General features: G+C 33.7%; 20 protein-coding genes, 3 tRNA genes and 2 pseudogenes. 6 read left to right on the forward strand and 19 right to left on the reverse strand.

What is annotated here, in order from left to right; all coding sequences use genetic code 11:
- A partial coding sequence (locus tag DWY01_RS05140) for a transposase (protein ID WP_147332159.1) occupies positions 1-360 on the forward strand: 360 nt, incomplete at its 5' end.
- A gap of 170 nt (positions 361-530) precedes the next feature.
- Here DWY01_RS05140 and DWY01_RS05145 read toward each other — a convergent pair.
- The 11 genes from DWY01_RS05145 to DWY01_RS05195 all read right to left on the reverse strand — a co-directional run bounded on the left by DWY01_RS05145 (position 531) and on the right by DWY01_RS05195 (position 10,097).
- Positions 531-1,721, reverse strand: a complete 1,191-nt coding sequence (locus tag DWY01_RS05145; protein ID WP_117994235.1) for a peptidoglycan DD-metalloendopeptidase family protein — start codon at positions 1,719-1,721, stop codon at positions 531-533.
- 39 nt (positions 1,722-1,760) lie between these two features.
- The gene (locus DWY01_RS05150) at positions 1,761-2,906 is read right to left on the reverse strand and encodes an O-antigen ligase (RefSeq protein ID WP_158553656.1); all 1,146 of its coding nucleotides are present in this window, start codon (positions 2,904-2,906) and stop codon (positions 1,761-1,763) included.
- A 47-nt stretch (positions 2,907-2,953) separates the two neighbouring features.
- Positions 2,954-3,028, reverse strand: a tRNA-Thr gene (locus DWY01_RS05155).
- A gap of 33 nt (positions 3,029-3,061) precedes the next feature.
- Positions 3,062-4,360 (reverse strand): hypothetical protein, encoded by a 1,299-nt coding sequence (locus tag DWY01_RS05160; RefSeq protein WP_117994252.1) that lies wholly within the window; start codon positions 4,358-4,360, stop codon positions 3,062-3,064.
- Positions 4,361-4,396: 36 nt separating this feature from the next.
- Complete coding sequence (locus tag DWY01_RS05165) at positions 4,397-5,176, reverse strand: SagB/ThcOx family dehydrogenase (protein WP_117994256.1); 780 nt, start codon at positions 5,174-5,176, stop codon at positions 4,397-4,399.
- A gap of 13 nt (positions 5,177-5,189) precedes the next feature.
- Positions 5,190-6,659, reverse strand: a complete 1,470-nt coding sequence (locus DWY01_RS05170; RefSeq protein ID WP_117994260.1) for an ATP-binding protein — start codon at positions 6,657-6,659, stop codon at positions 5,190-5,192.
- A complete protein-coding gene (locus DWY01_RS05175) occupies positions 6,656-7,924 on the reverse strand; it encodes a VWA-like domain-containing protein (RefSeq protein WP_117994265.1) in 1,269 nt (422 codons plus the stop codon). Before DWY01_RS05175 ends, DWY01_RS05170 begins: the two co-directional genes overlap by 4 nt.
- A complete protein-coding gene (locus tag DWY01_RS05180; RefSeq protein WP_117994268.1) occupies positions 7,924-8,829 on the reverse strand; it encodes a leucine-rich repeat domain-containing protein in 906 nt (301 codons plus the stop codon). Before DWY01_RS05180 ends, DWY01_RS05175 begins: the two co-directional genes overlap by 1 nt.
- A 62-nt stretch (positions 8,830-8,891) precedes the next feature.
- Positions 8,892-8,975 (reverse strand) — tRNA-Leu (locus tag DWY01_RS05185).
- An 86-nt stretch (positions 8,976-9,061) separates the two neighbouring features.
- Entirely contained in the window at positions 9,062-9,295 is a 234-nt protein-coding gene (locus tag DWY01_RS05190) for a hypothetical protein (RefSeq protein ID WP_243001967.1), read from the reverse strand.
- A gap of 205 nt (positions 9,296-9,500) precedes the next feature.
- Positions 9,501-10,097, reverse strand: a complete 597-nt coding sequence (locus DWY01_RS05195) for an L-threonylcarbamoyladenylate synthase (RefSeq protein ID WP_199519886.1) — start codon at positions 10,095-10,097, stop codon at positions 9,501-9,503.
- 72 nt (positions 10,098-10,169) lie between these two features.
- On the opposite strand from DWY01_RS05195, the gene mnmE reads away from it, so the two are divergent.
- Entirely contained in the window at positions 10,170-11,498 is a 1,329-nt protein-coding gene (gene mnmE / locus DWY01_RS05200) for a tRNA uridine-5-carboxymethylaminomethyl(34) synthesis GTPase MnmE (protein WP_117994281.1), read from the forward strand.
- Between the two features lie 15 nt (positions 11,499-11,513).
- Here the strand turns inward: mnmE and DWY01_RS05205 are convergent, their stop codons facing one another.
- From DWY01_RS05205 to DWY01_RS05230, 8 genes and pseudogenes are all read right to left on the reverse strand, one after another.
- Positions 11,514-12,587, reverse strand: a complete 1,074-nt coding sequence (locus tag DWY01_RS05205) for a Xaa-Pro peptidase family protein (protein WP_117994285.1) — start codon at positions 12,585-12,587, stop codon at positions 11,514-11,516.
- A gap of 10 nt (positions 12,588-12,597) precedes the next feature.
- Positions 12,598-13,830 carry a cell wall metabolism sensor histidine kinase WalK gene (locus DWY01_RS05210; RefSeq protein ID WP_117994288.1) on the reverse strand — a complete coding sequence of 411 codons (1,233 nt, stop codon included), beginning with the start codon at positions 13,828-13,830 and terminating at the stop codon, positions 12,598-12,600.
- A complete protein-coding gene (locus DWY01_RS05215; protein ID WP_117994292.1) occupies positions 13,823-14,500 on the reverse strand; it encodes a response regulator transcription factor in 678 nt (225 codons plus the stop codon). The genes DWY01_RS05210 and DWY01_RS05215 overlap by 8 nt, the downstream gene beginning before the upstream one ends.
- Before the next feature lie 25 nt (positions 14,501-14,525).
- Positions 14,526-14,852, reverse strand: a complete 327-nt coding sequence (locus DWY01_RS11965) for a winged helix-turn-helix domain-containing protein (RefSeq protein ID WP_371412815.1) — start codon at positions 14,850-14,852, stop codon at positions 14,526-14,528.
- Positions 14,846-14,942: pseudogene (locus tag DWY01_RS11970) on the reverse strand (DNA-binding response regulator); the annotation flags it as partial. The gene DWY01_RS11965 and the pseudogene DWY01_RS11970, both read right to left, overlap by 7 nt.
- Positions 14,916-15,194: pseudogene (locus DWY01_RS11975) on the reverse strand (response regulator); the annotation flags it as partial. The pseudogenes DWY01_RS11975 and DWY01_RS11970, both read right to left, overlap by 27 nt.
- Before the next feature lies 1 nt (position 15,195).
- Positions 15,196-15,717 carry a GTP pyrophosphokinase family protein gene (locus DWY01_RS05225; protein WP_117994301.1) on the reverse strand — a complete coding sequence of 174 codons (522 nt, stop codon included), beginning with the start codon at positions 15,715-15,717 and terminating at the stop codon, positions 15,196-15,198.
- A gap of 71 nt (positions 15,718-15,788) precedes the next feature.
- On the reverse strand, positions 15,789-17,342 hold the full coding sequence (locus DWY01_RS05230) for an aryl-sulfate sulfotransferase (protein ID WP_117994305.1): 1,554 nt from the start codon (positions 17,340-17,342) through the stop codon (positions 15,789-15,791).
- 239 nt (positions 17,343-17,581) lie between these two features.
- Between DWY01_RS05230 and DWY01_RS05235 the strand changes: the two genes are divergently transcribed.
- The 4 genes from DWY01_RS05235 (at position 17,582) to DWY01_RS05250 (ending at position 20,129) form a co-directional block, all read left to right on the forward strand.
- A complete protein-coding gene (locus DWY01_RS05235) occupies positions 17,582-18,067 on the forward strand; it encodes an LURP-one-related/scramblase family protein (protein ID WP_117994309.1) in 486 nt (161 codons plus the stop codon).
- A gap of 79 nt (positions 18,068-18,146) precedes the next feature.
- Positions 18,147-18,533 (forward strand): Hsp20/alpha crystallin family protein, encoded by a 387-nt coding sequence (locus DWY01_RS05240; RefSeq protein ID WP_117994313.1) that lies wholly within the window; start codon positions 18,147-18,149, stop codon positions 18,531-18,533.
- Between the two features lie 64 nt (positions 18,534-18,597).
- Positions 18,598-20,004, forward strand: coding sequence for a beta-Ala-His dipeptidase (pepD, locus tag DWY01_RS05245; protein ID WP_117994317.1), 1,407 nt, complete (start codon positions 18,598-18,600; stop codon positions 20,002-20,004).
- Positions 20,005-20,054: 50 nt separating this feature from the next.
- Positions 20,055-20,129, forward strand: a tRNA-Glu gene (locus tag DWY01_RS05250).
- Positions 20,130-20,899 lie beyond the last annotated feature (770 nt).

Consider the following 20,899-nt stretch of genomic DNA (forward strand, 5'->3'; position numbering starts at 1 on the left):
ATTTCTCATTTCTCTGGTACTTCTATTTTAGCCGAATTAGGAGATATTGGCAATTATTCTAAGCCATCTCAAATCATTAAATTTGCAGGAGTAGCACCCTATCACTATGAATCGAGTCAATACAACGCCCAGCACACTGGCATAACCAAGAAGGGATCTAAGTATCTTAGAAAGACTTTGTATCAAATCATACTGACTGTAATTAACAATAATCCTGTATTTAAGAAATACTATCGACTAAAGATTTCTCAAGGTAAAGGACACCGTTGTGCTCAAGGTCACTGCATTAGGAAGCTGCTTAGAATCATTTATCATTTACTAGAAACAGGACAATCATTTGATCCTGCATTATTAAGATAAGACAAATGCATCTGAATGCATCTGAACTTTTAAAAAATCACATTTTAAAAGTTCTTTTCATCATGCCTAAATGTAATCCAATATTCACATTTTCAAAGATCAATTTAAAACTAACTAAAAAATCTAGTTATTTTATATTTTCAAACTTTTTCATAAAAAATACTTGAATTTTATATAGTTAGCTCCATGACACTTTCTGGATCTATACGGCACGCAAAATTTGAACATGTGGCCGGCTCATCAAAGCCACAGCCAAACGTAAAATCCGCACCACTATTTCTAAAATAATCGACTATATCATTTAAATCCTGCTTCAACTCAAACACCTCCACATGTGTATGCGGACCTGTTGAATTTCCACTATTTCCACTCTTCGCAATCACTGTACCCTGACTTACCTGCTGTCCACTTGTTACATAGATTTCATTTGATAAATGTGCGTACGTAATCGCATATAACTTTTCATTTACGGCAACCACCATACAAATCGTGTTACCACCACCATTAGGCCATCCACACATATTTCCAAGATAACCATTATTTGAATCCACTGGTGCGTGCGCATACAGTACGATTCCATTCGCAACTGCCTTAACATCACTATACATACCACTTGCGATATCTAAACCTAGATGTAAGCTTCCATCTGGATAGGCCCAGCACCTAGCACTGATTGTACCATTTTCAATTGGATTTTGCCAAAAAGAACTATATGAATCAATCTCATAATTACCACCTACTAAGCAGGACATTCCATTGTTTTCTAATGTCTCATAACCACCATAAGATGGTAATGCATATGAACCCGAAATTATTGAATCAACATTTGAATCTGTCTCATTCTTGAATTTTGATAAATAAGAAAAACGTTGAAATAAGCGATTCTGACAAACATTTATTCGTTTCATATAATCTTTATATATAGAAAGCTTAGCTGTTTGATGATCCAAGCTTTGTTTCTCATCCAAATAAACAGACTGTACTTTTTCATAATCTACAAGATAGGAATTTAAATTCTTTTCAATTCTATATGGCATAAGAATTGAATTCTGTTTTTGAATGCATACAAGCTCTTGACTATATTCCAACCTTTTAAACTCATATAGCCGTTTTTTATGATCGGCTTCCTTCTTTAATTTCTGTACCCTTTGATTTAACTTTTGAATTCTTTTATTCAATGTATCCATTTCATGATTTAATTCAAGTGAAACATCTCTACATTTCAAGGAAAGAAAGCTTGCTTTATCTTCGCTTATCACTTCCACTTTATTTTCTAATCCTGTAATTAAAGCATCATAAGTTGAAATAGATACAGATTGAAGTCCAATAAAAAAACAGACAAAAAGAGATATACATTTCATATGACTCCTTCTACTGTCTGTCTTCTATACATATTGTATTTATTTTTCTAAGTACATGCAAGCACTATTTAAAATGATAAAGCATAACGTACCTGTCGCCACAATGTTCAACGTGCAATCTAATAAACCATAAATCAACACAATCGCAATGAAACACATCATCATTCCAAATAAAGCTGGATTTTCTTTTCTTGTATTGGACGTAAAGATTTCTTTATTTAACACAAATATATAAACCAACAAGATAAGCGTACCCACTATTCCATATGATAAAATCGAATCAATATAAATGTTGTGTGCATGAGGTGCTTTATGTCCATGTACTAAAGGACAAAATTGCTTATAGGTTTGTGGACCCCACCCAAAAAATGGATACATCGAAATACATAAAAATGCCGTTTTCCAAATTTTGATACGCGATGCAAAGGTAGACATATCACTGATTCTAGGAATTAAGTTTGGCTTTAAAAAGACCAATCCACATACGCATAGTTCTAAAACAATGGATGTGATAAATAGTTTTTTCCATCGAATACAATAAAGAAAGATGGGAAAAATTATCACAAACGGAAGCAGAGCTGTTCTTGATCCCGTTAAATACAGTACAAAAAAATTAAAAAGTGCAACGATAAAATAGAAAATTCTATAAAGAATGTTCTCATTCTTTACAAAACGATACATACATATGACACATACAAAATCGATAATCATCGCATAAATATTCGCATTCATAAATGTAGATGTAATTCTTCTTGTTGGTGAATTAAAGATATGGAACTCTAAAAAAGCACGTCCATTCGCAATTGAAATTTGATTAAATTGATACAGTCCATAAATAGCTGCCAACACAGATAAAACAACAATCAAATCACACATCTTTTCAAAACAGTTCTTTGTGACGGACTTACGATAATAAGCTCCATAAAGGCCAATCAAGACAAATAACCATACGTTACCAAAGCCATTCCAATTCGCATGGAGGATCGTAACCACAAATTCCAATCCCACAAAGCTGTAAAAGAAAAGAGCACCTGTTTGTTGCTTAAGTGCATCCACTAATTTATGGCGACATAGAGCCTGCACTAAAATACATGCAATGCCTATACTTGCGATTTGATATGGCAGAAACAAAAATAGTGTTGCCAGTAAAATCATTTTTTCATCTAAATTAAATTCTTTTAACATATATTCTCCCATTAAAATAAGCTGGTTTCCCAGCTTAATTTTAAACGTGGTGCCGACTATCGGATTTGAACCAATGACCTACGCGTTACGAGTGCGTTGCACTACCACTGTGCTAAGTCGGCAAGTTGACTACCCTATAAGGATAGTCTTATTTTTTAAGATTGTAAAGCAGAAATCATCTGTTCATAATAGGTGATTTGTTGCTGTAAAGATGCTAACATCTGATTATTTGTGATAATCTGCGCCTGAATATCCGTAGTATCTTCACCTACCTGTTGTGCATAAGCCAAATCATCCTCTAAGCTCTTCGCATATTGGGAATATACATTATATTCATTTTGTGCACTCGCCAATGAATTTTGATATTCTTGTACTTTCGCTTTATTTTCTTCTTTTTGTTTTTCTTCTTCCTCTTTTGCCTTTTCCTCAGCTGCTGTCTTTAATTCTTCCTGCTCTTTACATAGATCCATAAACTCTTTGCCTGTCTTTGATGTTGATAAAGTATTTACCTCATCCTTCAAATCCTTAGACAATGAACTATAGGTAGACTGCATATCAACAACTGCCATTTTTTCAGTGTCTGATTTTGTATCCCAGTTATTTAATAAATCCATGATTTTTTGATAGCCTGGTAATTTTACTTCTTCTTTTGTTTCTTTAAGATTTTCCATCTTCTTCAACAATTGTTTGTATGTTTTACCCGTTTGTTCTTTAAAATATTCGTTGATAGAAATCTTTTGTTTATCAAGAAGCTTCTTATAATCTGCATCCAAATCAAGCAGTTCAAGCTTTTCAGCATCCGACATCATATTGTCTCCATATTCATCCGCATAAGATACAAGCTTATCGTATGTTTTTTGTTGCGATTCAGAAACAATATTTTGCGGATTATAAATCAACACCTTATATGAATAACCACCTAAAGCGACTAAGCCCGCAAAAATTACAGCCAACACAATCTTCGTCGTTGTTTTCATTGGTTTCTTAGACTTCTTCTCTTTTGGCTTTTTCTCTTTCTTCTCTACCTTTTCTTTTTTCTCACTTTTTTCTTTTTTCTTTTTAGGCTTCTTTGGTCTTTCTTCTTTAGCCACAGGCGCTACATCCTCATCCTCATCCTCTTCATCATTGGACATATCCTGTAACATCGCATGAACAAGATCTAAAGCCTCATTAGACTGTCCTTTTTCTAGTGAAGAAGTTGTAAAATCTTCATCCATATCCTTTAAATCATCTTTATGCTCTTGGTAAAAACGCTCTTCTTCCGCAATTGTTTTCTGACCACGCTCTCTACGAAGCATATCCAAGGCAGAAGATAATGTCTTTTCTGCTTGTTTTCTTTCAGCATCTGACATTTCTTTTTCTTCTTTTGGCTTCTTTAATTCATCGTTATATTCTGTTTTTTTATCTAAAAGTGCTTTTGAATAAGCATCTATATTTGTATCTTTTTTGCTCATAATTTATTTTCCTTAGTACCCATCTATTTTAGCACATTATAAGCCTTCTTTTTCAACAAATTCATAAAAAGATTTTTCCTTCACAAAATCCTCTTTTTTCACCTTTCCAATAGGCTGGGCATAAAAAATAAACTCATCTTGCCCATTCAATTCGAACTTCTTATCACAAATTGATGTTACACATGCCCCAATCCCACAAGTTCCAAGTCCAACACTCGTACTTGCTAGATATATATTTTCTCCGACATGTCCTAAATCCACCAAGGCAATTCGATGTGCAAAATCTCCATATCTCCATTCCGTTCGATAGGGAATGTAACTGAAATAGAAGATCACATTGGCTTTTAAGGCCCACGTCTGATCACACAAGGAAGCTGAAAGAACATCTTTCACCTGATCAAGTGGATTTAAAAACTCAATTTTATGTTCCATCGGTAAATAATGATACGTGCCTGGTTCTAACCCTTCTACATTTTGACATACAAAGTAGAGCTCAAAGCCATGACGAGCCCCACCAGATGGGACAGTACGCAAGGTTGCATACTTTTTGCCCCGTAATTCCTTTACACCTTGACAAGTCCACAACATGTAAGAAAGCTCTAACAGAGACATTGCTTCATTTGTATAGACTCTAGAGCTATGACGTGTATTTATAATATTTAGAAAATCAGTTTGAATCGATAAATCCTTAAAATTTCTAGGTAAATCTATCGATTCTTCTCGCATTCTTTCCTTCACAAGTGGTGGTTGGGGCAACTTTTTATCTTGGTCTGACTCAAAGTCTACATTTTCATATTTTAATTCAGAATAATCCATAGTATCTATTCTCCTAATGCTGTAGCTCATCTAACAAACGAGCTTTTTGTGTTCCTATCAATAAGACTTGTTTATACTTTTCATAAACCGTAATAGAATGAGAGCTTAAATACAAAGCCATCTCACTTGACATAGTCAAATTCGTGACAAAAATTGTCATTTCCTGTCCATTCTTAAATGCACTCTCCATAAATTCAAACGCATTTTCAATTTGAATCTTTAAATTTTCATCCAAGACATCCACCTTATTCTTTTGTTCAAAGAAAGATTTTGTACATTGATCAAAACGATCCTTAGGTGATAAAGCTTCATCCACATTTACCTTTTGAATTTGTTCTAAAACCACATCATATTCATGTTTTTGACGAACACTCAACAATTCACTTTGTACCTTATCATGATAGATATCCATAAATTCTTTAACACAAGCTTTATAAGAAGAATCCATCTTCTTTCGATACTCCTTTAAAAATCCGTACCAAAGATCGGTACAATTCTTTTCAAAAGAATACTGCATTACATTTCTTAATAGCCCATCTATAACTAAATTGACAACAGATACTCTTTCATCAAAATCAGCATTAAATAAGCGAGCATATATTTGACTGGATACATTGCCATTTAAAATATCATCAATTCCATAATCATCCTGATACTTTTTATAAACAAGGTAATACGCAAAGACATCTTCCGCGATATCTTCATGGTGCAAATATTCATAAATCGTATCCTGCGAAATTTCCAGATTCATTTTTTCATAAGTATATAATAAATGCGATAAGTCTTCCCAGCCTCGCGCCGTCACAAATTCCATACCATCTACACTTGTTGAAACCGTATAGAAATGGTTCGGTTTTAATTCTAAATAGCTTAGAATCATTGGATGAATATGACTTGAAATCGCATATTCCTTCCACACATAATAGTCCGTTTCCACATTTATATAGCGAATTCGGTCCATTGTCACAACATCAAAATCACGAACCGATTTATTATATTCACTCGGATTTCCTGCAGCCACAATAATCCAGCCAGCTGGAACTTTCTGATTTCCAAAGGTCTTATTTTGTAAAAACTGCAGCATTGTAGGTGCGAGTGTTTCCGAAACACAATTGATTTCATCAATAAATAGTATTCCTTCCTTTAAGCCTGTATCTTCCATCTTTGAATATACACTCGCAATAATTTCACTCATTGTATATTCCGTAATTGAATAGTTTTTTCCATCAAATACTTTTTCTTGAATAAAAGGAAGCCCCACAGCACTTTGTCTAGTGTGATGCGTAATCGTATAGCTCACTAAACCAATTTGGCATTCCTTTGAGATTTGTTCCATAATCTGTGTTTTTCCAATTCCAGGAGGACCAATCAGCAATAAAGGTCGTTGATTTTTCGATTCAATCGCATATTCACCAAATGAATTCTTTGACAAATACGCCTTAACTGTATTTTTAATTTCATTTTTTGCTTGTAAAATATTCATAATTTTTCTTCCAATCTATATTGAACAGCCCAAGAAGGCACTTTACTTTGATCATAGTCATCTAAATATATAAAAGCCGTTTTATAAGCTGGATTTTTTTTAGGATAGATTCCCTTTCCATCAGTAAAATAGAGTAATCCACAAAGATTTTGAAAGGCATGTCCATCGATCAAATCATTCACATAGCTAAAAACGGGTCGAAAATCAGTATTGCTTCCACCCACTAATGTAAATGAATTTAACAATATATCCATTTCATTTTGGTTTGACACCACATCATCCTTACGAATTCTGTCATCACATTGAATAATATGTACCTTACAGGTCTTATAAAACATGTTAGAAGTACTTAAAATACTGTAGGTATTTGACACAAAACGCTTTGCGAGGGCTTCATCAATCGAATAGCTCGTATCTAATGCGATCACAAACTCATAAATCTTCTTAACCTCTTTGGTTTCCAAAGGTTCCATTAATGGCATGTTTTTATATACGGACAACCCATATGTGTAATAGGATAAATCAAATTCATCTGGGTTAATTTGCAGTTCTTCTTTCATGATGCTAAAACGCTTTAAAAATTGTGCAAAGGAATATTTTGATTTTTTCGCTTGTAAATGCGTCACAAGAAAGGCATCCCCTTCTTCATTGTCTTTCCCTTTTTGTTTGTGATCAAAAAGCGTTTGTTTGGCAACACTCTGCCATTTTTTTTGTAGCGAAGAAGCCATTGGCATTTGTTCATCTTGCTCTTTAGGCCACAAAGCATGATCATCCACCACAAATTCATAATATAGATTTTGTATATCTTCATACGTAGTTAGCCATTCATACACAGTTATACAACTAATCCCTGGAAGGCTTTCAAGCTTACTATAAACATCCTTTCGAGCATAGGATAAAATACGTGAAATACTCTTTTTATGCATCGAATCTAACGTATACTCTACGATAATATCGCAGGCTACATTCCATATAAAATCAATACGATTCTTTTTTAGCCATATATGATTATATAGACAGTGCAAAATACTATGTAAGTAAGCACGATTTAAAAATATTGAATTTCTTTGAAACAAATCAATAATCTTCAATGGATTGTAATAAAAATACATTCCATTCGTTGCACACGTCGCGATTCTATCATCTGCTGTAAATTCTAATGTATTCAGTGCGGTTAAAAAATGTGGCATATCCATATAAAGCTCAGTTCTAACTAGTTCTAAAATATGGATTGCCTTTTCTATTTCCCAATCTTTTTGTCGCATTAAAAATCCTCAAAAGAATACGACGATGACTGACTAAAGTACGTATTCTTTAATTCCATCAATATAGTTCGTTTTTCTAAATCCTTCTCATTCGAAATTAATCGGACCAAATCATTTTGATCCATACATTTCTCATCAATTAACTTTTCAACCATAACACATACATCTTTATATGAATGAAGATAAGAAGTCAAATCATGTGCACGTAAATAAGAATTATATTGTTTTGAACCCATCATGAAGCGAAGAATCGCAACATGAAAGATACAAGCATCGCTTTCTTCAGCACATAGTTTCTCGAAGCAGGCATCATATCCATCAAAGTCGATTCTTCCATCCTTAAAGCATTGACGCATACGAAACCCTTCTCCCTCAATATTTAAGGCAAAAATATGAGCAGGCCCTACTTCATCATAACCACCATTGTATTCTGGATAGAAAATCGAGCCATCCAAAAAGTGAATTTCAATATCCCAAGTGATTTGCGTTAGAATTTGTTTCAAGAAAGTAATGTCCATAACGAAACAATCATAATAGATATGATTCAGTCTTAAACAATTCATAAATACATCACTGCCAATACTCGATAAACCGGATGGTAAGCTTAATTCTTTTAGTTTTCGACAATTGTAGAAGGCATAATCCCCCAGCTTTTGAATCGTACTCGGTAGCTTCACACTTTCTACATCACTTCCACTACATTCATGATAAGAAGCTGGAATATCTAAATTTAATATAGCTTGTGATAAATCTACTTCTTTCTTTGAAAAACAATAGTTTCCTATTTCACATACCTTATATCCATCAATATATTCTGGTATATCAACAAATGGATTAGAGGAATATACTCTTTTTATACGTATCGAATCTTCATTTATTTTTTCATAATATACACAAATTTCCATACAAAAATTATAGCACAAATAGAAAAAAGACAACTACCGAAGTAATTGTCTTGATTTACAAGTGGTGCGGGTGAAGGGACTCGAACCCCCACGCCGAAGGCGCCAGATCCTAAGTCTGGTGCGTCTGCCAATTTCGCCACACCCGCATTTCCAACGTGCTCACATATAATACACTAAGGTAATACAAAATGCAAGCACTTTTTCAAAAAAAAAGAAACTATCTTCATAGTTTCTAATGTAAAATCGTAGGTTTATGCATCATTTCGATTTCATCTTGTATGTATGCCTCTACTTTTTCAAGAAGCTCATCCGTAACCTCAATGTCACCCACCATAAAAGGACCATCTCCCATGTCAGCCTCTTTCACAAACTTAACTTGTGGAAGCTGTGCCATTGGACGATCACCAAATTCTTTTTCAAATTTTTCTAATTGCTTAATAATAGGTTCTGCAATTTTTTTAATCATTTCATCTTCTGTCATACTCAGTATTATAATCAACATAAATCTTTTTGACAAGTTTTATAATTTGTTTAAAAAACAAGCTATATATATATTGATTTCCTTTCAAATCTGAGTAGCAAAACAAGTGAGCTACTAGAAGCATACTACTTCTAGATTTGCTCATAAGCATCCTGCCTACGCCTTTCAGCATAGGTTTTGGGTGCCTTTTTTATAAAATTGATTCAAGTTCCTCTAAAGAAATTGGTCCTGGGCGTAGAATCTGTAGATTTTCTTTTGTACAATCCACAATCGTACTTGCCTGTAAAGCCTTGCATGTGCCTAAGACAATACCATCAATTTTTGGCAATTGCTCATATACATCATCACTCGTAAGCGCTGTTTTTTCTCCTGACTGGTTAGCACTTGTAACCAGAATTGGACTATTCAATTCATCAATCACATCCAAAATAAATTTTTCATCCGGAATACGAATCGCAATCGTGCTCAAGCCATTGGTATAAGCTGCATCAACGCTATCCTTCACATTTACAACTAAAGTCAATGCACCTGGCAAAAAATGTGCGGCAATCTTTTCAATTCTTTCATCTACTAATGCCACCTGCTTCATTTGTTCTACATTAGAAACCATCATCGGAATAGGTTTGGTTTCTGGGCGGTGTTTAGCCTGCTTTAATCTTTCTAAATCCTTTAAATCTCCATATTTAACACCAACTCCATACACTGTATCTGTTGGTAGTGCAATAATTTTATGTTCATTAAATGCACACGCTACTTCATGTACTTGATTTTTTGTATATTCTTTCATGTTCACACCTCTGTCTAAGACATTATACATCTTTTATGATAAAATACACTAAGAAAGAAAGGATGTATACCCATGTTTGAAAATACAATTGCGGCCATTTCCACTTCACTACAAGATGGAGCCATTTCTATCATCCGTTTAAGTGGAGATCAGGCTATTGAAATCGCTCAAAAAATATTTGACCGTAATATCATGGATGCGAAAAGTCATACGATTCATTATGGTTTCATTATAGATCAAGATAAAAATCCAGTTGATGAAGTACTTATCTCTATTTTTAGAGCCCCACGAACATATACTCGTGAAGATATTGTTGAAATCAATTGTCATGGAGGAACCTTTATCACACGTAAAATATTATCCATGGTATTAAGTGCAGGAGCTGACCTGGCAAAACCTGGTGAATTTACCCAACGTGCATTCTATCATGGAAGAATTGATTTATCACAGGCTGAGGCTGTTCAAGATATGATTGAAGCCAGCAACAACACCGCTGCCAATATGGCAATACACGGCATTAAGGGAAGTGTTAAAAAGCTTCTGCAACCATTGATTGATGATTTAATGGATATTATTGCGCAGATTGAAGTAAATATTGATTATCCTGAATATGAAGATGTCGAACAATTAACCACAAATGATTTGCTTCCAAAAACAAAAGAATGGCTAAACAAGATTGATCATATTTTAGCTCGTGTACAAACAGGTCAAATGTTAAAAAAAGGTATTGATACAATTATTGTAGGTAAGCCAAACGTTGGTAAATCTAGCTTACTAAATGCGCTTCTTGAAGAAGATAAAGCTATTGTTACAGATATTGCCGGTACAACTCGTGATTTAGTCGAAGGACAAATTCACATTGGAAGCGTTCAATTAAACTTGATTGATACGGCGGGTATTCGTGAATCAAGTGATAAGATTGAGCAGATTGGAATTGAAAAGAGTCAGGAAAAATTAAAGGATGCCAAGCTTGTTCTTTTGGTTTTTGATGGTTCTAAAGAGTTGGATGATGAAGATAAACAACTATTAGAGCTTACGAAAGATAAGATGCGCTTAATTATCTATAATAAGCTTGATAAAACAGAGGCTGATAAAGATGGTATTTGGATTTCTGCCGCCAACAAAGACATTCAGCCTTTGATTGATGCCTTAGAAAATCTATATCATGAAGATTTGTTGAAGGAAAATCCGTTGCTTTCAAATGAACGACAGATTGGTTTATTAAACCAGGCCAAAGAAGATATGCTACGTGCAAAAGAAGCCATGGATATGATGGTTGAGCCAGACTTAATTGAGATTGATATTCAAGCCGCTCATGATCACTTAAAGGAAATTTTAGGTGAAGTACACCGAGAAGACTTGTTAGATACTTTATTCTCTAAGTTCTGTTTAGGTAAGTAAAAAAATGCGATGATTTTAACCAATCATCGCATATTTTTTATCTACTTTGTTCAATACTATACAACCATCTTCTGTCACAAGAACTAAGTCTTCAACACGAACACCCATTTTATTTGGCAAGTAAATACCTGGCTCAATGGAGAAGATCATACCTGGTTTTACTGTATTTGTATTTGATGAACTTACATCTCCATATTCATGATCCGTTTGTCCAATAAAATGTCCTAAGCGATGTGTAAAATATTCGCCATAACCAAAGCTTGAAATATAGTCACGTGCGGCTGCATCAATATCGCATAGACGAACGCCTGGACGAATGATTTCTTCGGCCTTTTCATTCGCTACACGAACAATATCATGAATCTTCTTATATTCTTCACTTGCTTCTTTACAGAAATATGTACGTGTCATATCGGAACAATAACGATCTTTTTTTCCACCAATATCTACAACAATACTTTCCCCTGCTTTTAAGATGGAATCATCTGGCATATGATGAGGATCTGCTCCATTGGCACCAAATGAACAAATCGGTGAGAATGAAACATCTTGACATCCTAACTCTTTATATTGTTCTAAAATAAAGGCTTCCACTTGTTTTTCAGTCATTCCTTCTTTAATAAAATCTCTTATGCGTTCCATCACAACATCATTGATCTGTGAATTCTCAATCATACATTCAATTTCTTTTTCATCCTTAATAGCACGTGTATCATCCACATATTTAGATCCTAATACAACCTTTAATCCTTCACACTTTTCCATTAAAGGAATCAAGAAGCGTGCTGTCCATTCTTTATCAATACCAAGTGTTTCATTCGAATTGATTACACCTGCCAATAATGAAATAGAATCGTCCGTATCGCTAAACCAGATTTCTTCACAATCCTTTTGTTCCACTGTAAATAATGTATTTAAAAATAAAACTTTTCTTCCTTCATCATTCAAATATAGCGCAAACAATCTTTCACCTGGACCCACATCGACACCAGTCAAATAATAGATGCTGCTTGGTTCACTGACTAAAATTTGTTTAAGTCCATCCGCTTTCATTTTTGAAATAACTTCATCCACTCTTTTTTGAAACATAATTACCCCCCTAGAAAGTCAAAGTAAATTCTGTACCTTGTTTTTCACTGCTTGTCACATTGATTTTAATTTTATGACTTTGTGCAATTTGCGTCGCAATCGATAAACCTAAGCCTGCACCACCTTGATACTTTCTAGATTTATCAACACGATAGAATCTTTCAAATACATGCTTTAAATCTTCTGGTGGAATATAGCTATCTGTATTTCGAATCGTGACAACTGGTTTATTTTGTACTTTTACTAATTTAAAATAAATCTTGCCACCCTTAGGCGTATACTTGATCGCATTATCTAAGAAAATCAAAATCAATTGTTTTAACTGTGACTCATTACCCTGTACCTCTATATTCTCTTCTACTTCGTCTATTAATTCAATACCTTTTTCAAAGGCAATCGATTCAAATGGTAAAACGCAATGAAAACATATGTCACTTAAAGAGCAATTCTGCATCGAAATCTCAATTCGATTGGCATCATTCTTGGCAAGAAACAACATATTCTCCACAAGCTTACGCATTCGATTAGCCTCACTTTGTATGGATTCAACCCATTGTTTTTGCGAAGAAATCGATTCTTTAGAGTGATTCATCAGCACATCACTATCAGCCAAAATAACCGTTAATGGTGTCTTTAGTTCATGACTGGCATCTGCCACAAATTGTTTTTGTTTATCCCATGCCTGCTCAACTGGTTTTAAGGCCCATTTACTTAAAAGGCAACTTAGTATAAAGAATACAAGTAAAACAGTAGATCCAATTTGTAGGGATATAACTAACATTCTTTGAAAGGAGGATTGCATATTGGATATATCGACAAAGGCCACCGCATATCCAGAAGGTATAATCGTATCTTCATCTACTTGAAAATTCTTGATTTTTTCTTTTTTATACGCAAAACCCAATTTTTTAAGAACACCCACATCTTCTTTGTGCTCCACACTTTCAATTAAACTTTGTGCATCATCCGCATAAATATTCCATACCGTACGACTTGTGATCATATATTCATAGTCGTCATCCGTATATATCACAAAGGAATTTCCATTAAAATTCCGATTGTTCGCAAAGGAAATAGAAAAATCTTTGTCCTTTAATCTTAAGGCCATTTCTAAGTTTCGTTCTACATCCTTTTTATCATGCACATAATTCGAGCAGCATACCACGCCAAACACCGAAAGTAGGATGATACTGACAAAGGACATGAGAATCAAAATGAATTTGGTCTGTAATTTTTTAAGCATCGCAAACCTCTAGTCGATATCCAACTTTTCGAATCACCTTAATAGAAACCTTACTCTTTAAAAATTTCAATTTCTTTCTTAAAAAAGAAATATAAACCTCTACATTATTATCCATCGCATCACTTTCACTTCCCCATACTGAGATAATCAAATCATCTTTGGATGTGATCATTTCTGGATGTGACATCAAGTGCTTCAAAATTTCAAATTCTTTGTAGCCCAAATGAATATGTTGACTTTGACAATACAATTCACAAGTATCTAACTGTAACAACAGATCTTCATACTTTAATTCATGTACAATAACTTCTCCTTTTCGTCTTGTCAAGGCGTTGATACGTGCTACAAGCTCGGCAGAAGAGAATGGTTTTGTCATATAATCATCAGCCCCTACATTTAAGCCTTTAACTTTATCTGGAATTTCATCCAATGCCGACAATAAAAGGGTTGGTGTATCCACCTTGTTTTCACGCATTTTTTGAACGATTTCAAACCCATTGATACCCGGAAGCATAATATCTAAAACGGCTACATCATAATATCCGCTTAAAGCTAGATCTAAGCCTTCTTGTCCATCATAGGCCATTGTTACCTGCCATTTTTGTTCTTCAAATATTTGTGCAATCGCATACGCAATATTCTTTTCATCATCTACAACCAATATATTCATAATTTAACACCCTTCTTTTATTAATTTATATATTAACACACAGTTCCATGTTTTCCTCATTAATTTGAATGGAAACGCAAGACTGCAATGCCTTTAGCTTCCGATTTAAGTAGGATACATATAGTGAAACTGTATTATGGTTCACATCTACACGATTTTGCCAAACTCTTTCAAGGACAAGCCATATAGGTAATGTATGAGATTTGCTTTTAATTAAGTATGAAAGAATTTCACACTCATATTTAGATAATTGATATTTAATATTCTTATACGCCAAAGTCTCTTCCTTTTTATTTAAAAGAATATCTTGAAACTGCAGATACGTATCGTCCACTACATTCTCTTTTAACATCACCTTCACACGAGCAATCAATTCCTTTGTAGAGAATGGCTTAGATAAATAGTCGTTGGCACCTAAATCAAAACCAGTAATCTTATCATCTACTTCATTTAAAGCACTCAGCAATAATACAGGAATACCCATTTTATTTTTTCGAATCGACGACAAGACTTCATACCCATTTTTTTCAGGCATCATAATATCTAAAATCAAGCCATCATACATTTCTTTAGAAACTAAATGAATCGCACTATTTCCATCATAACATACATCACAATCATACCCTGCATCCTCTAATACTGCCTGAAGTGCTCTAGCTAAGTTTACTTCATCATCCGCAATCAATAATCGCATATTATCCCTCGATTCTATCCTTAATGGTTTGGAAAGATAAATCTAACGAAGCAATTTCATCAGCGCATCGTTTTAGTTCACTACGAATCAAAGCTTCTTCTAGTATGTTCTTCTTATAATGAATTTGATGTTCTAGATTCGCCCAGAAGTCCAGTGCAATCGTTCGTACTTGAATTTCAACTAAGCAGCCATCCACCTCACAAATCACATGAAGACTTCGGTATCCACTTGGTTTTGGTTGTTTTAAATAATCTTTGATTTCTACGACATGAAACAAAGATGTAAGCCAATCTTTTATCTCATATATTTCGTCTACAAACGAACAAATGATACGAACACCAATCACATCATGAAGAAATGAATAATTCTTTCCTACCTTATGTATAACACTATCTGGCGATTTGATTCTTGAAGTTGTGTATTGTATACATTCTAATGAACTTGTTTCAATTGAACTCAACACAAAATCCAATACTTCTTTAAACCGTTCATAATCCATTCCATAAAACTCTTCATACGTCATATAGTTATCACCATTCTAAACATACTAAACAAGGCTTAAAAAAGGCTTAAAAAAAGTTAGAGATTTGCTCTCTAACTAAAATAATATCCGTTGTAATCATAATAATAGATTCGATAAATAAAACGATTGTTTTTCTTGATACTGAATTGTTCTTCTAAATTTCCATCTGTATCATAGATAGACAATAGTCCGGCAATGCCAGAATCTACGACAATATGATTTCCTAAATTCTGAGCGCTTGATACATAGGCACTAAATGGCACTTCAAATGAATTCACTAAAGTGTATGTACCTTCATTTTCATCAACCAAATATTGATAATAATAGGATGTTGTCCCTTCTAGAATACTTGTTTGAATCCCTTTATTCACTGTCCAATCATAATCGGTTCTTGTCGTTGAATAGCCAAAGTTATTGTCAAACATATACAAATAATATTGACCCGATACTAGTGAATCATCTTCCATATAAGTGACAGTATGTTGTCCTCCACTTGTTAAAAAGTCCCCTACTTTTGTATATAAATAGTCCGTATAATCTGTATCTTTCCAGAAATCTTCATTTCCAATGATATAACCAATGTTTGGATTTGTGCTTAAATCATTTATTTTAATAATCGAGCTTGTTTCTCTAGAAGAAAGAATTGCACTATCATCACTTAGATATTGAAGTGTATTAATATGCATCCAATCCCATTTAGAACCTTCTTTGTGATTTGTACTTTCTTTATAGCTTCCAAATAAATCTTCTAAATCTAAAAGCTCTGTTACTTCTTCGCTATCCACATCCACTTTAATAATGCAGTCTTCAACACTATTCTTTTCTTCATTTGTAGCTAATAAAATCAAATTTCCATCATTATCAAATTGATAATCATGATGAACGATATAGTTTCCTAAATTATATACGTGTTCAATCATTGCTAAATGATTCATTGCGACCATACGATGTGTTGAAACACTCATATATAATGTTTGATTCTGTATCAACATACGATGTGAGCGATATCCAATAATAGGGATTTCTGATCGCAAAATGCCATTTGTATCATACATATAGACAAAATCCTGATCATCTGAATCATTTCCTAATAAGGTATATAGGCCATTGCCTAAATCTTGTTTAGAACCAGACACTCTTTTCAATTGGATATCCTCATCGCCTAATAAAGAGCCCATATCATAGGTTTTCATCACACTTTGACTTGTATCATCCTTATAAGTTGCCGTAAAAGTGATTGTATTTGTACAATTTGGAATCAACCCAATCAATTGAAATTCATGTTCCTTTTGATACGTCTTAGCCTGATATGCCGTAGCCGTAAAGTCTGCATAGTCTGCACAACTTACAATATATGTTATTTTGGCAGCTTTCGATGTATTAAAATAAACATACATCGATTGTGTATTGGTTGAAAAAGGATTGTATTTCATAAATATATTCTGAAGTGTGTAATTTCCATTTCCCTTTTCATTTTCTAAGTTTGATAATGCCTGTTCTTGAAACTCTGTAGTATAAATATCATTGATTGTCACTTTAGACTTGTCATCTTTATAAATGCCATAGCCAACACTTAAGCCAATCACTAATATAAATACCAATATGTTTCCGAGCTTTTTCTTCATAAAAAATTCACCTCGGCAACATTTTATTACGTTTTTCTTAAGATTTCCTTAATTTTTCTTAATTTTTAACATTTATTCAAAAATGTGCACAAAAAAAGAAATAGACAGCTGATTATCATAAGGGCATGAAAAGTATAATCTATTAGAACCGCCTATTTCGTTTGCAGTATATGATGGAAAGCTTAAATGAACCTTAAATGTTTTATTCTTTCTCATGATATAATTTTTATGGTGATACTATGAAATTAATATTTAAACAAAGATTCTTCTCCTGGTTTGACAGCTATGATATTTATGATGAATCAGGTCGTGTTGTATATCAAGTCGAAGGAAAACTTTCTTGGGGACATAAACTAGTCATTTATGATCGAAATAGAAACGAAGTGGGTACTGTATTAGAAAAGGTGATGACTTTACTTCCTAAATTTGAAATGTATAAAAATAATGAATATATAGGATGTTTATCGAAAGAATTATCCTTCTTTTTACCCCACTACAACATTGACTATAATGGATGGCATATTGATGGAACTCTTACAGAATGGAATTATACAATTGTTGATGCGAACTATATGCCTATAGCTATTATTAGTAAAGAAATATTTAATCTAACGGATACCTATGTGATTGATGTCAAAGATCCAGAAAATTCATTAGATGCACTTATGTTTGTCTTGGCAATCGATGCAGAAAAGTGTTCTAGAAACAAGCGGCAAAATTATTAGCACTCACCTATTGACTGTGCCAAAAATTTGTACTATGATATTAGCAGTTAAAAGAAATAAGTGCTAAGGAGGATTCAATATGCGCTATTACCCTAATTATTTTGATGACTTTTTCAATGATACTAAAAAACAAGATACAAATACTGTATTAAGAACAGACATTTATGAAAAGGATGGCTACTATCAGATCTGCATGGAGGTTTGTGGGATTCAAAAAGAAAATATTCAAATCGAATTGAAAGATGGATATTTAAAGATTACAGCTACTCGTAATATAAATAAAGAAAATACGCGTGTGATTCGTCAGGAACGATTCACAGGTTCTTATTCTCGTTCTTTCTATATCGGTGAAGGTTACAAGCAAGAAGATATCAAAGCTCGTTTTGAAAATGGTGAATTGTTCATTTTATTACCTACAAAACCTGTTAAGCGTGAAGAAGAAACAAGATACATTAATATCCAATAATGAGGGACTTGCGTCTCTCATTTTTTTGATTATACTTATGGTTAATCAAGTGGAGGTACAAACAATGAGTGTATTAGATGAAAATGTTGCGATCTTCAAATATTTTGAAGAAATCTCAAAAATTCCTCATGGATCATTTCATGAAGAAAAAATCGCAGACTATGTAGAAAGCTTTGCGAAAGAACATCAGTTTAAATATGTTCGCGATGACATGAACAATGTGATTATTTATAAGAAGGCTACACCAGGCTATGAAAATCACGATACTGTAATGTTACAAGCACATATGGATATGGTTTGTGAGAAGAACAATAATGTTGATTTTGATTTTGAAACCGATAGCTTAAACCTATATGTAGAGGATGGCTGGTTAAAAGCGAAAGGAACAACATTAGGTGCCGATGATGGATTTGGAGTTAGCTACATGTTAGCCATTCTTAGTGATGATACTCTAAAACATCCAAACTTAGAATGCGTATTTACGGTACAAGAAGAAGTAGGTCTATTAGGATCTATTAATTTAAAGAAAGAATACTTCAATGCCAAAAAGATGATTGGTCTTGATGGGGGTGGTGAAGTTAGTACTTGCACCACAACAAGTGGTGGTCGCTATGCCTATGTGAATAAGACATGCACGTTTGAAGACGTAAATAAGCCGACATATAAGCTTACTGTTAAAGGTTTAGATGGAGGTCATTCAGGTGCTTGCATTGATCAAGAAAAGGGTAACTCAATTAAAATCTTATTTAGAGTTCTACAAACATTAAAAGATCTTCAAATCGTATCTGTAAATGGTGGTCTGAAAGAAAATGCGATTCCTAGAGAAGCAGAAGCTACTTTCGTTTCAGACATCAAGCCAAATATAGATCAAATCGTGGCTGATTTAAAAACAGAATTTGAATTTAGTGATAGTAAACTTGATATCCAATTGAAAGAAACAGAGAAAGTCACTCAAGCCTTTACTTCAAAGGATACAAACGAATTGATTACACTATACTATTTATTACCAAATGGTTTACAGCATAAATCTATGGCCATTGAAGGATTAACATTGGCATCCTTAAACTTAGGTAAATTAAGAACCGAAGAAAATGAAGTCAAATGTGCTTTCTGTATTCGTTCCCCATTAGAATCTATGAAAGATGAATTAGGTAACAAAATCAAAATGATTGCGCAATTATGTAATGCGAGTGAACATGAAGATACAAACTTCTGTGGTTGGAACTATGAAGCGAACAGTCCATTAAGAGAAAAATTAAAAGAAGTCTTAGAAAGACAAGGCATAGAAATGGAAACGGAAGCATCTCACGGAGGAATGGAAACGGGTATTCTAAAAGGCTTGCTTCCAGATTTAGATATCATCACATACGGACCTATTGCCCAAGGTTGTCATACTCCTGAAGAAAAGCTAAACCTAGAATCTTTTAAAAAAGCCTATAAAAATCTATGTGATTTAATTGCCGAATTGTAAGAGAAGTCTTGAACTTCTCTTTTATTTTGTGCTATAATATTTAAGCACATGGCGCGTTCGGCAAGCGGTTAAGCCACAGCCCTCTCAAGGCTGTATCACGGGTTCGAATCCCGTACGCGCTCCCATTAATTTTATTGATCGAACTGCTGCTTAGCTTTCGATGCCGAAAAAGCATAGTAAAAAGCATTATAAAAGTGGCTGTGAGATATAGGTGGACCGAAAACGAATGAACAATGATTTGACGGTCAAATCATTCGCTTTTGGTTTTTTTTATTTTGCTATTGCAAAACCCATATCACCAAGCATATTCTAGTTTAAACAACTCTATTCAATTTTATAAAACTAAAAAAGGACCACTATTAACCTATTGATTTAGCAGTCCTTTGAAATATTTGATACTTAACATCTTGAAATAATTCTAAAGAATGATAGAATTATAGTATCAAATGGTTCCACCAAACCATTGGTCATCCCTCCAGAGGTTGGTTCCCTCGTGGAGTTTTTTTTATCCAATTTAGCTCTGTTTAAATTCTACCACCTACAAGGTGGATGTACAATAGAAAAAATAACAAGAAGCCGAAAAAGGCGTTTAAAATAAGCTTTTATCCTATCCAACAACATATAAGCATGCTAATTACTTTATATAAAGGCATATAAATAAAGGCTCTAGCCAATATTCAAATATCGACTAAAGCCTCTTTTTATTAAGATTGTGAGATTCCATAAGCTTGTTCATACAATTCCATAAGGTTGGCATCTACTGGTTCTAGTAAAAGAATTAGGACCTATATTTAGGCATTAAACCATTTTCTCCAATAGCCATTTCAAGCAAAGAACTTAAAAAGAAGTTATTAAACCATCCGAAATTAAAAGAAGGAATATTAGAACTTATAGG

This window comes from Eubacterium sp. AF22-8LB, from assembly GCF_003458715.1.
Lineage (GTDB): Bacteria > Bacillota_I > Bacilli_A > Erysipelotrichales > Erysipelotrichaceae > Holdemanella.

Bases quoted from the DNA above. Each gene is read 5' to 3' on its own strand.
- DWY01_RS05230 (WP_117994305.1), bottom strand. From the start codon at position 17,342: ATGAAGAAAAAGCTCGGAAACATATTGGTATTTATATTAGTGATTGGC.
- DWY01_RS05240 (WP_117994313.1), top strand. From the start codon at position 18,147: ATGCGCTATTACCCTAATTATTTTGATGACTTTTTCAATGATACTAAA.
- DWY01_RS05235 (WP_117994309.1), top strand. From the start codon at position 17,582: ATGAAATTAATATTTAAACAAAGATTCTTCTCCTGGTTTGACAGCTAT.
- DWY01_RS05215 (WP_117994292.1), bottom strand. From the start codon at position 14,500: ATGAATATATTGGTTGTAGATGATGAAAAGAATATTGCGTATGCGATT.
- DWY01_RS11965 (WP_371412815.1), bottom strand. From the start codon at position 14,852: ATGTTAAAAGAGAATGTAGTGGACGATACGTATCTGCAGTTTCAAGAT.
- DWY01_RS05160 (WP_117994252.1), bottom strand. From the start codon at position 4,360: ATGAGCAAAAAAGATACAAATATAGATGCTTATTCAAAAGCACTTTTA.
- DWY01_RS05205 (WP_117994285.1), bottom strand. From the start codon at position 12,587: ATGTTTCAAAAAAGAGTGGATGAAGTTATTTCAAAAATGAAAGCGGAT.
- DWY01_RS05165 (WP_117994256.1), bottom strand. From the start codon at position 5,176: ATGGATTATTCTGAATTAAAATATGAAAATGTAGACTTTGAGTCAGAC.
- DWY01_RS05180 (WP_117994268.1), bottom strand. From the start codon at position 8,829: ATGGAAATTTGTGTATATTATGAAAAAATAAATGAAGATTCGATACGT.
- pepD (WP_117994317.1), top strand. From the start codon at position 18,598: ATGAGTGTATTAGATGAAAATGTTGCGATCTTCAAATATTTTGAAGAA.
- DWY01_RS05190 (WP_243001967.1), bottom strand. From the start codon at position 9,295: ATGATTAAAAAAATTGCAGAACCTATTATTAAGCAATTAGAAAAATTT.
- DWY01_RS05150 (WP_158553656.1), bottom strand. From the start codon at position 2,906: ATGTTAAAAGAATTTAATTTAGATGAAAAAATGATTTTACTGGCAACA.
- DWY01_RS05210 (WP_117994288.1), bottom strand. From the start codon at position 13,830: ATGCTTAAAAAATTACAGACCAAATTCATTTTGATTCTCATGTCCTTT.
- DWY01_RS05195 (WP_199519886.1), bottom strand. From the start codon at position 10,097: ATGAAAGAATATACAAAAAATCAAGTACATGAAGTAGCGTGTGCATTT.
- DWY01_RS05170 (WP_117994260.1), bottom strand. From the start codon at position 6,659: ATGAATATTTTACAAGCAAAAAATGAAATTAAAAATACAGTTAAGGCG.
- mnmE (WP_117994281.1), top strand. From the start codon at position 10,170: ATGTTTGAAAATACAATTGCGGCCATTTCCACTTCACTACAAGATGGA.
- DWY01_RS05145 (WP_117994235.1), bottom strand. From the start codon at position 1,721: ATGAAATGTATATCTCTTTTTGTCTGTTTTTTTATTGGACTTCAATCT.
- DWY01_RS05175 (WP_117994265.1), bottom strand. From the start codon at position 7,924: ATGCGACAAAAAGATTGGGAAATAGAAAAGGCAATCCATATTTTAGAA.
- DWY01_RS05225 (WP_117994301.1), bottom strand. From the start codon at position 15,717: ATGACGTATGAAGAGTTTTATGGAATGGATTATGAACGGTTTAAAGAA.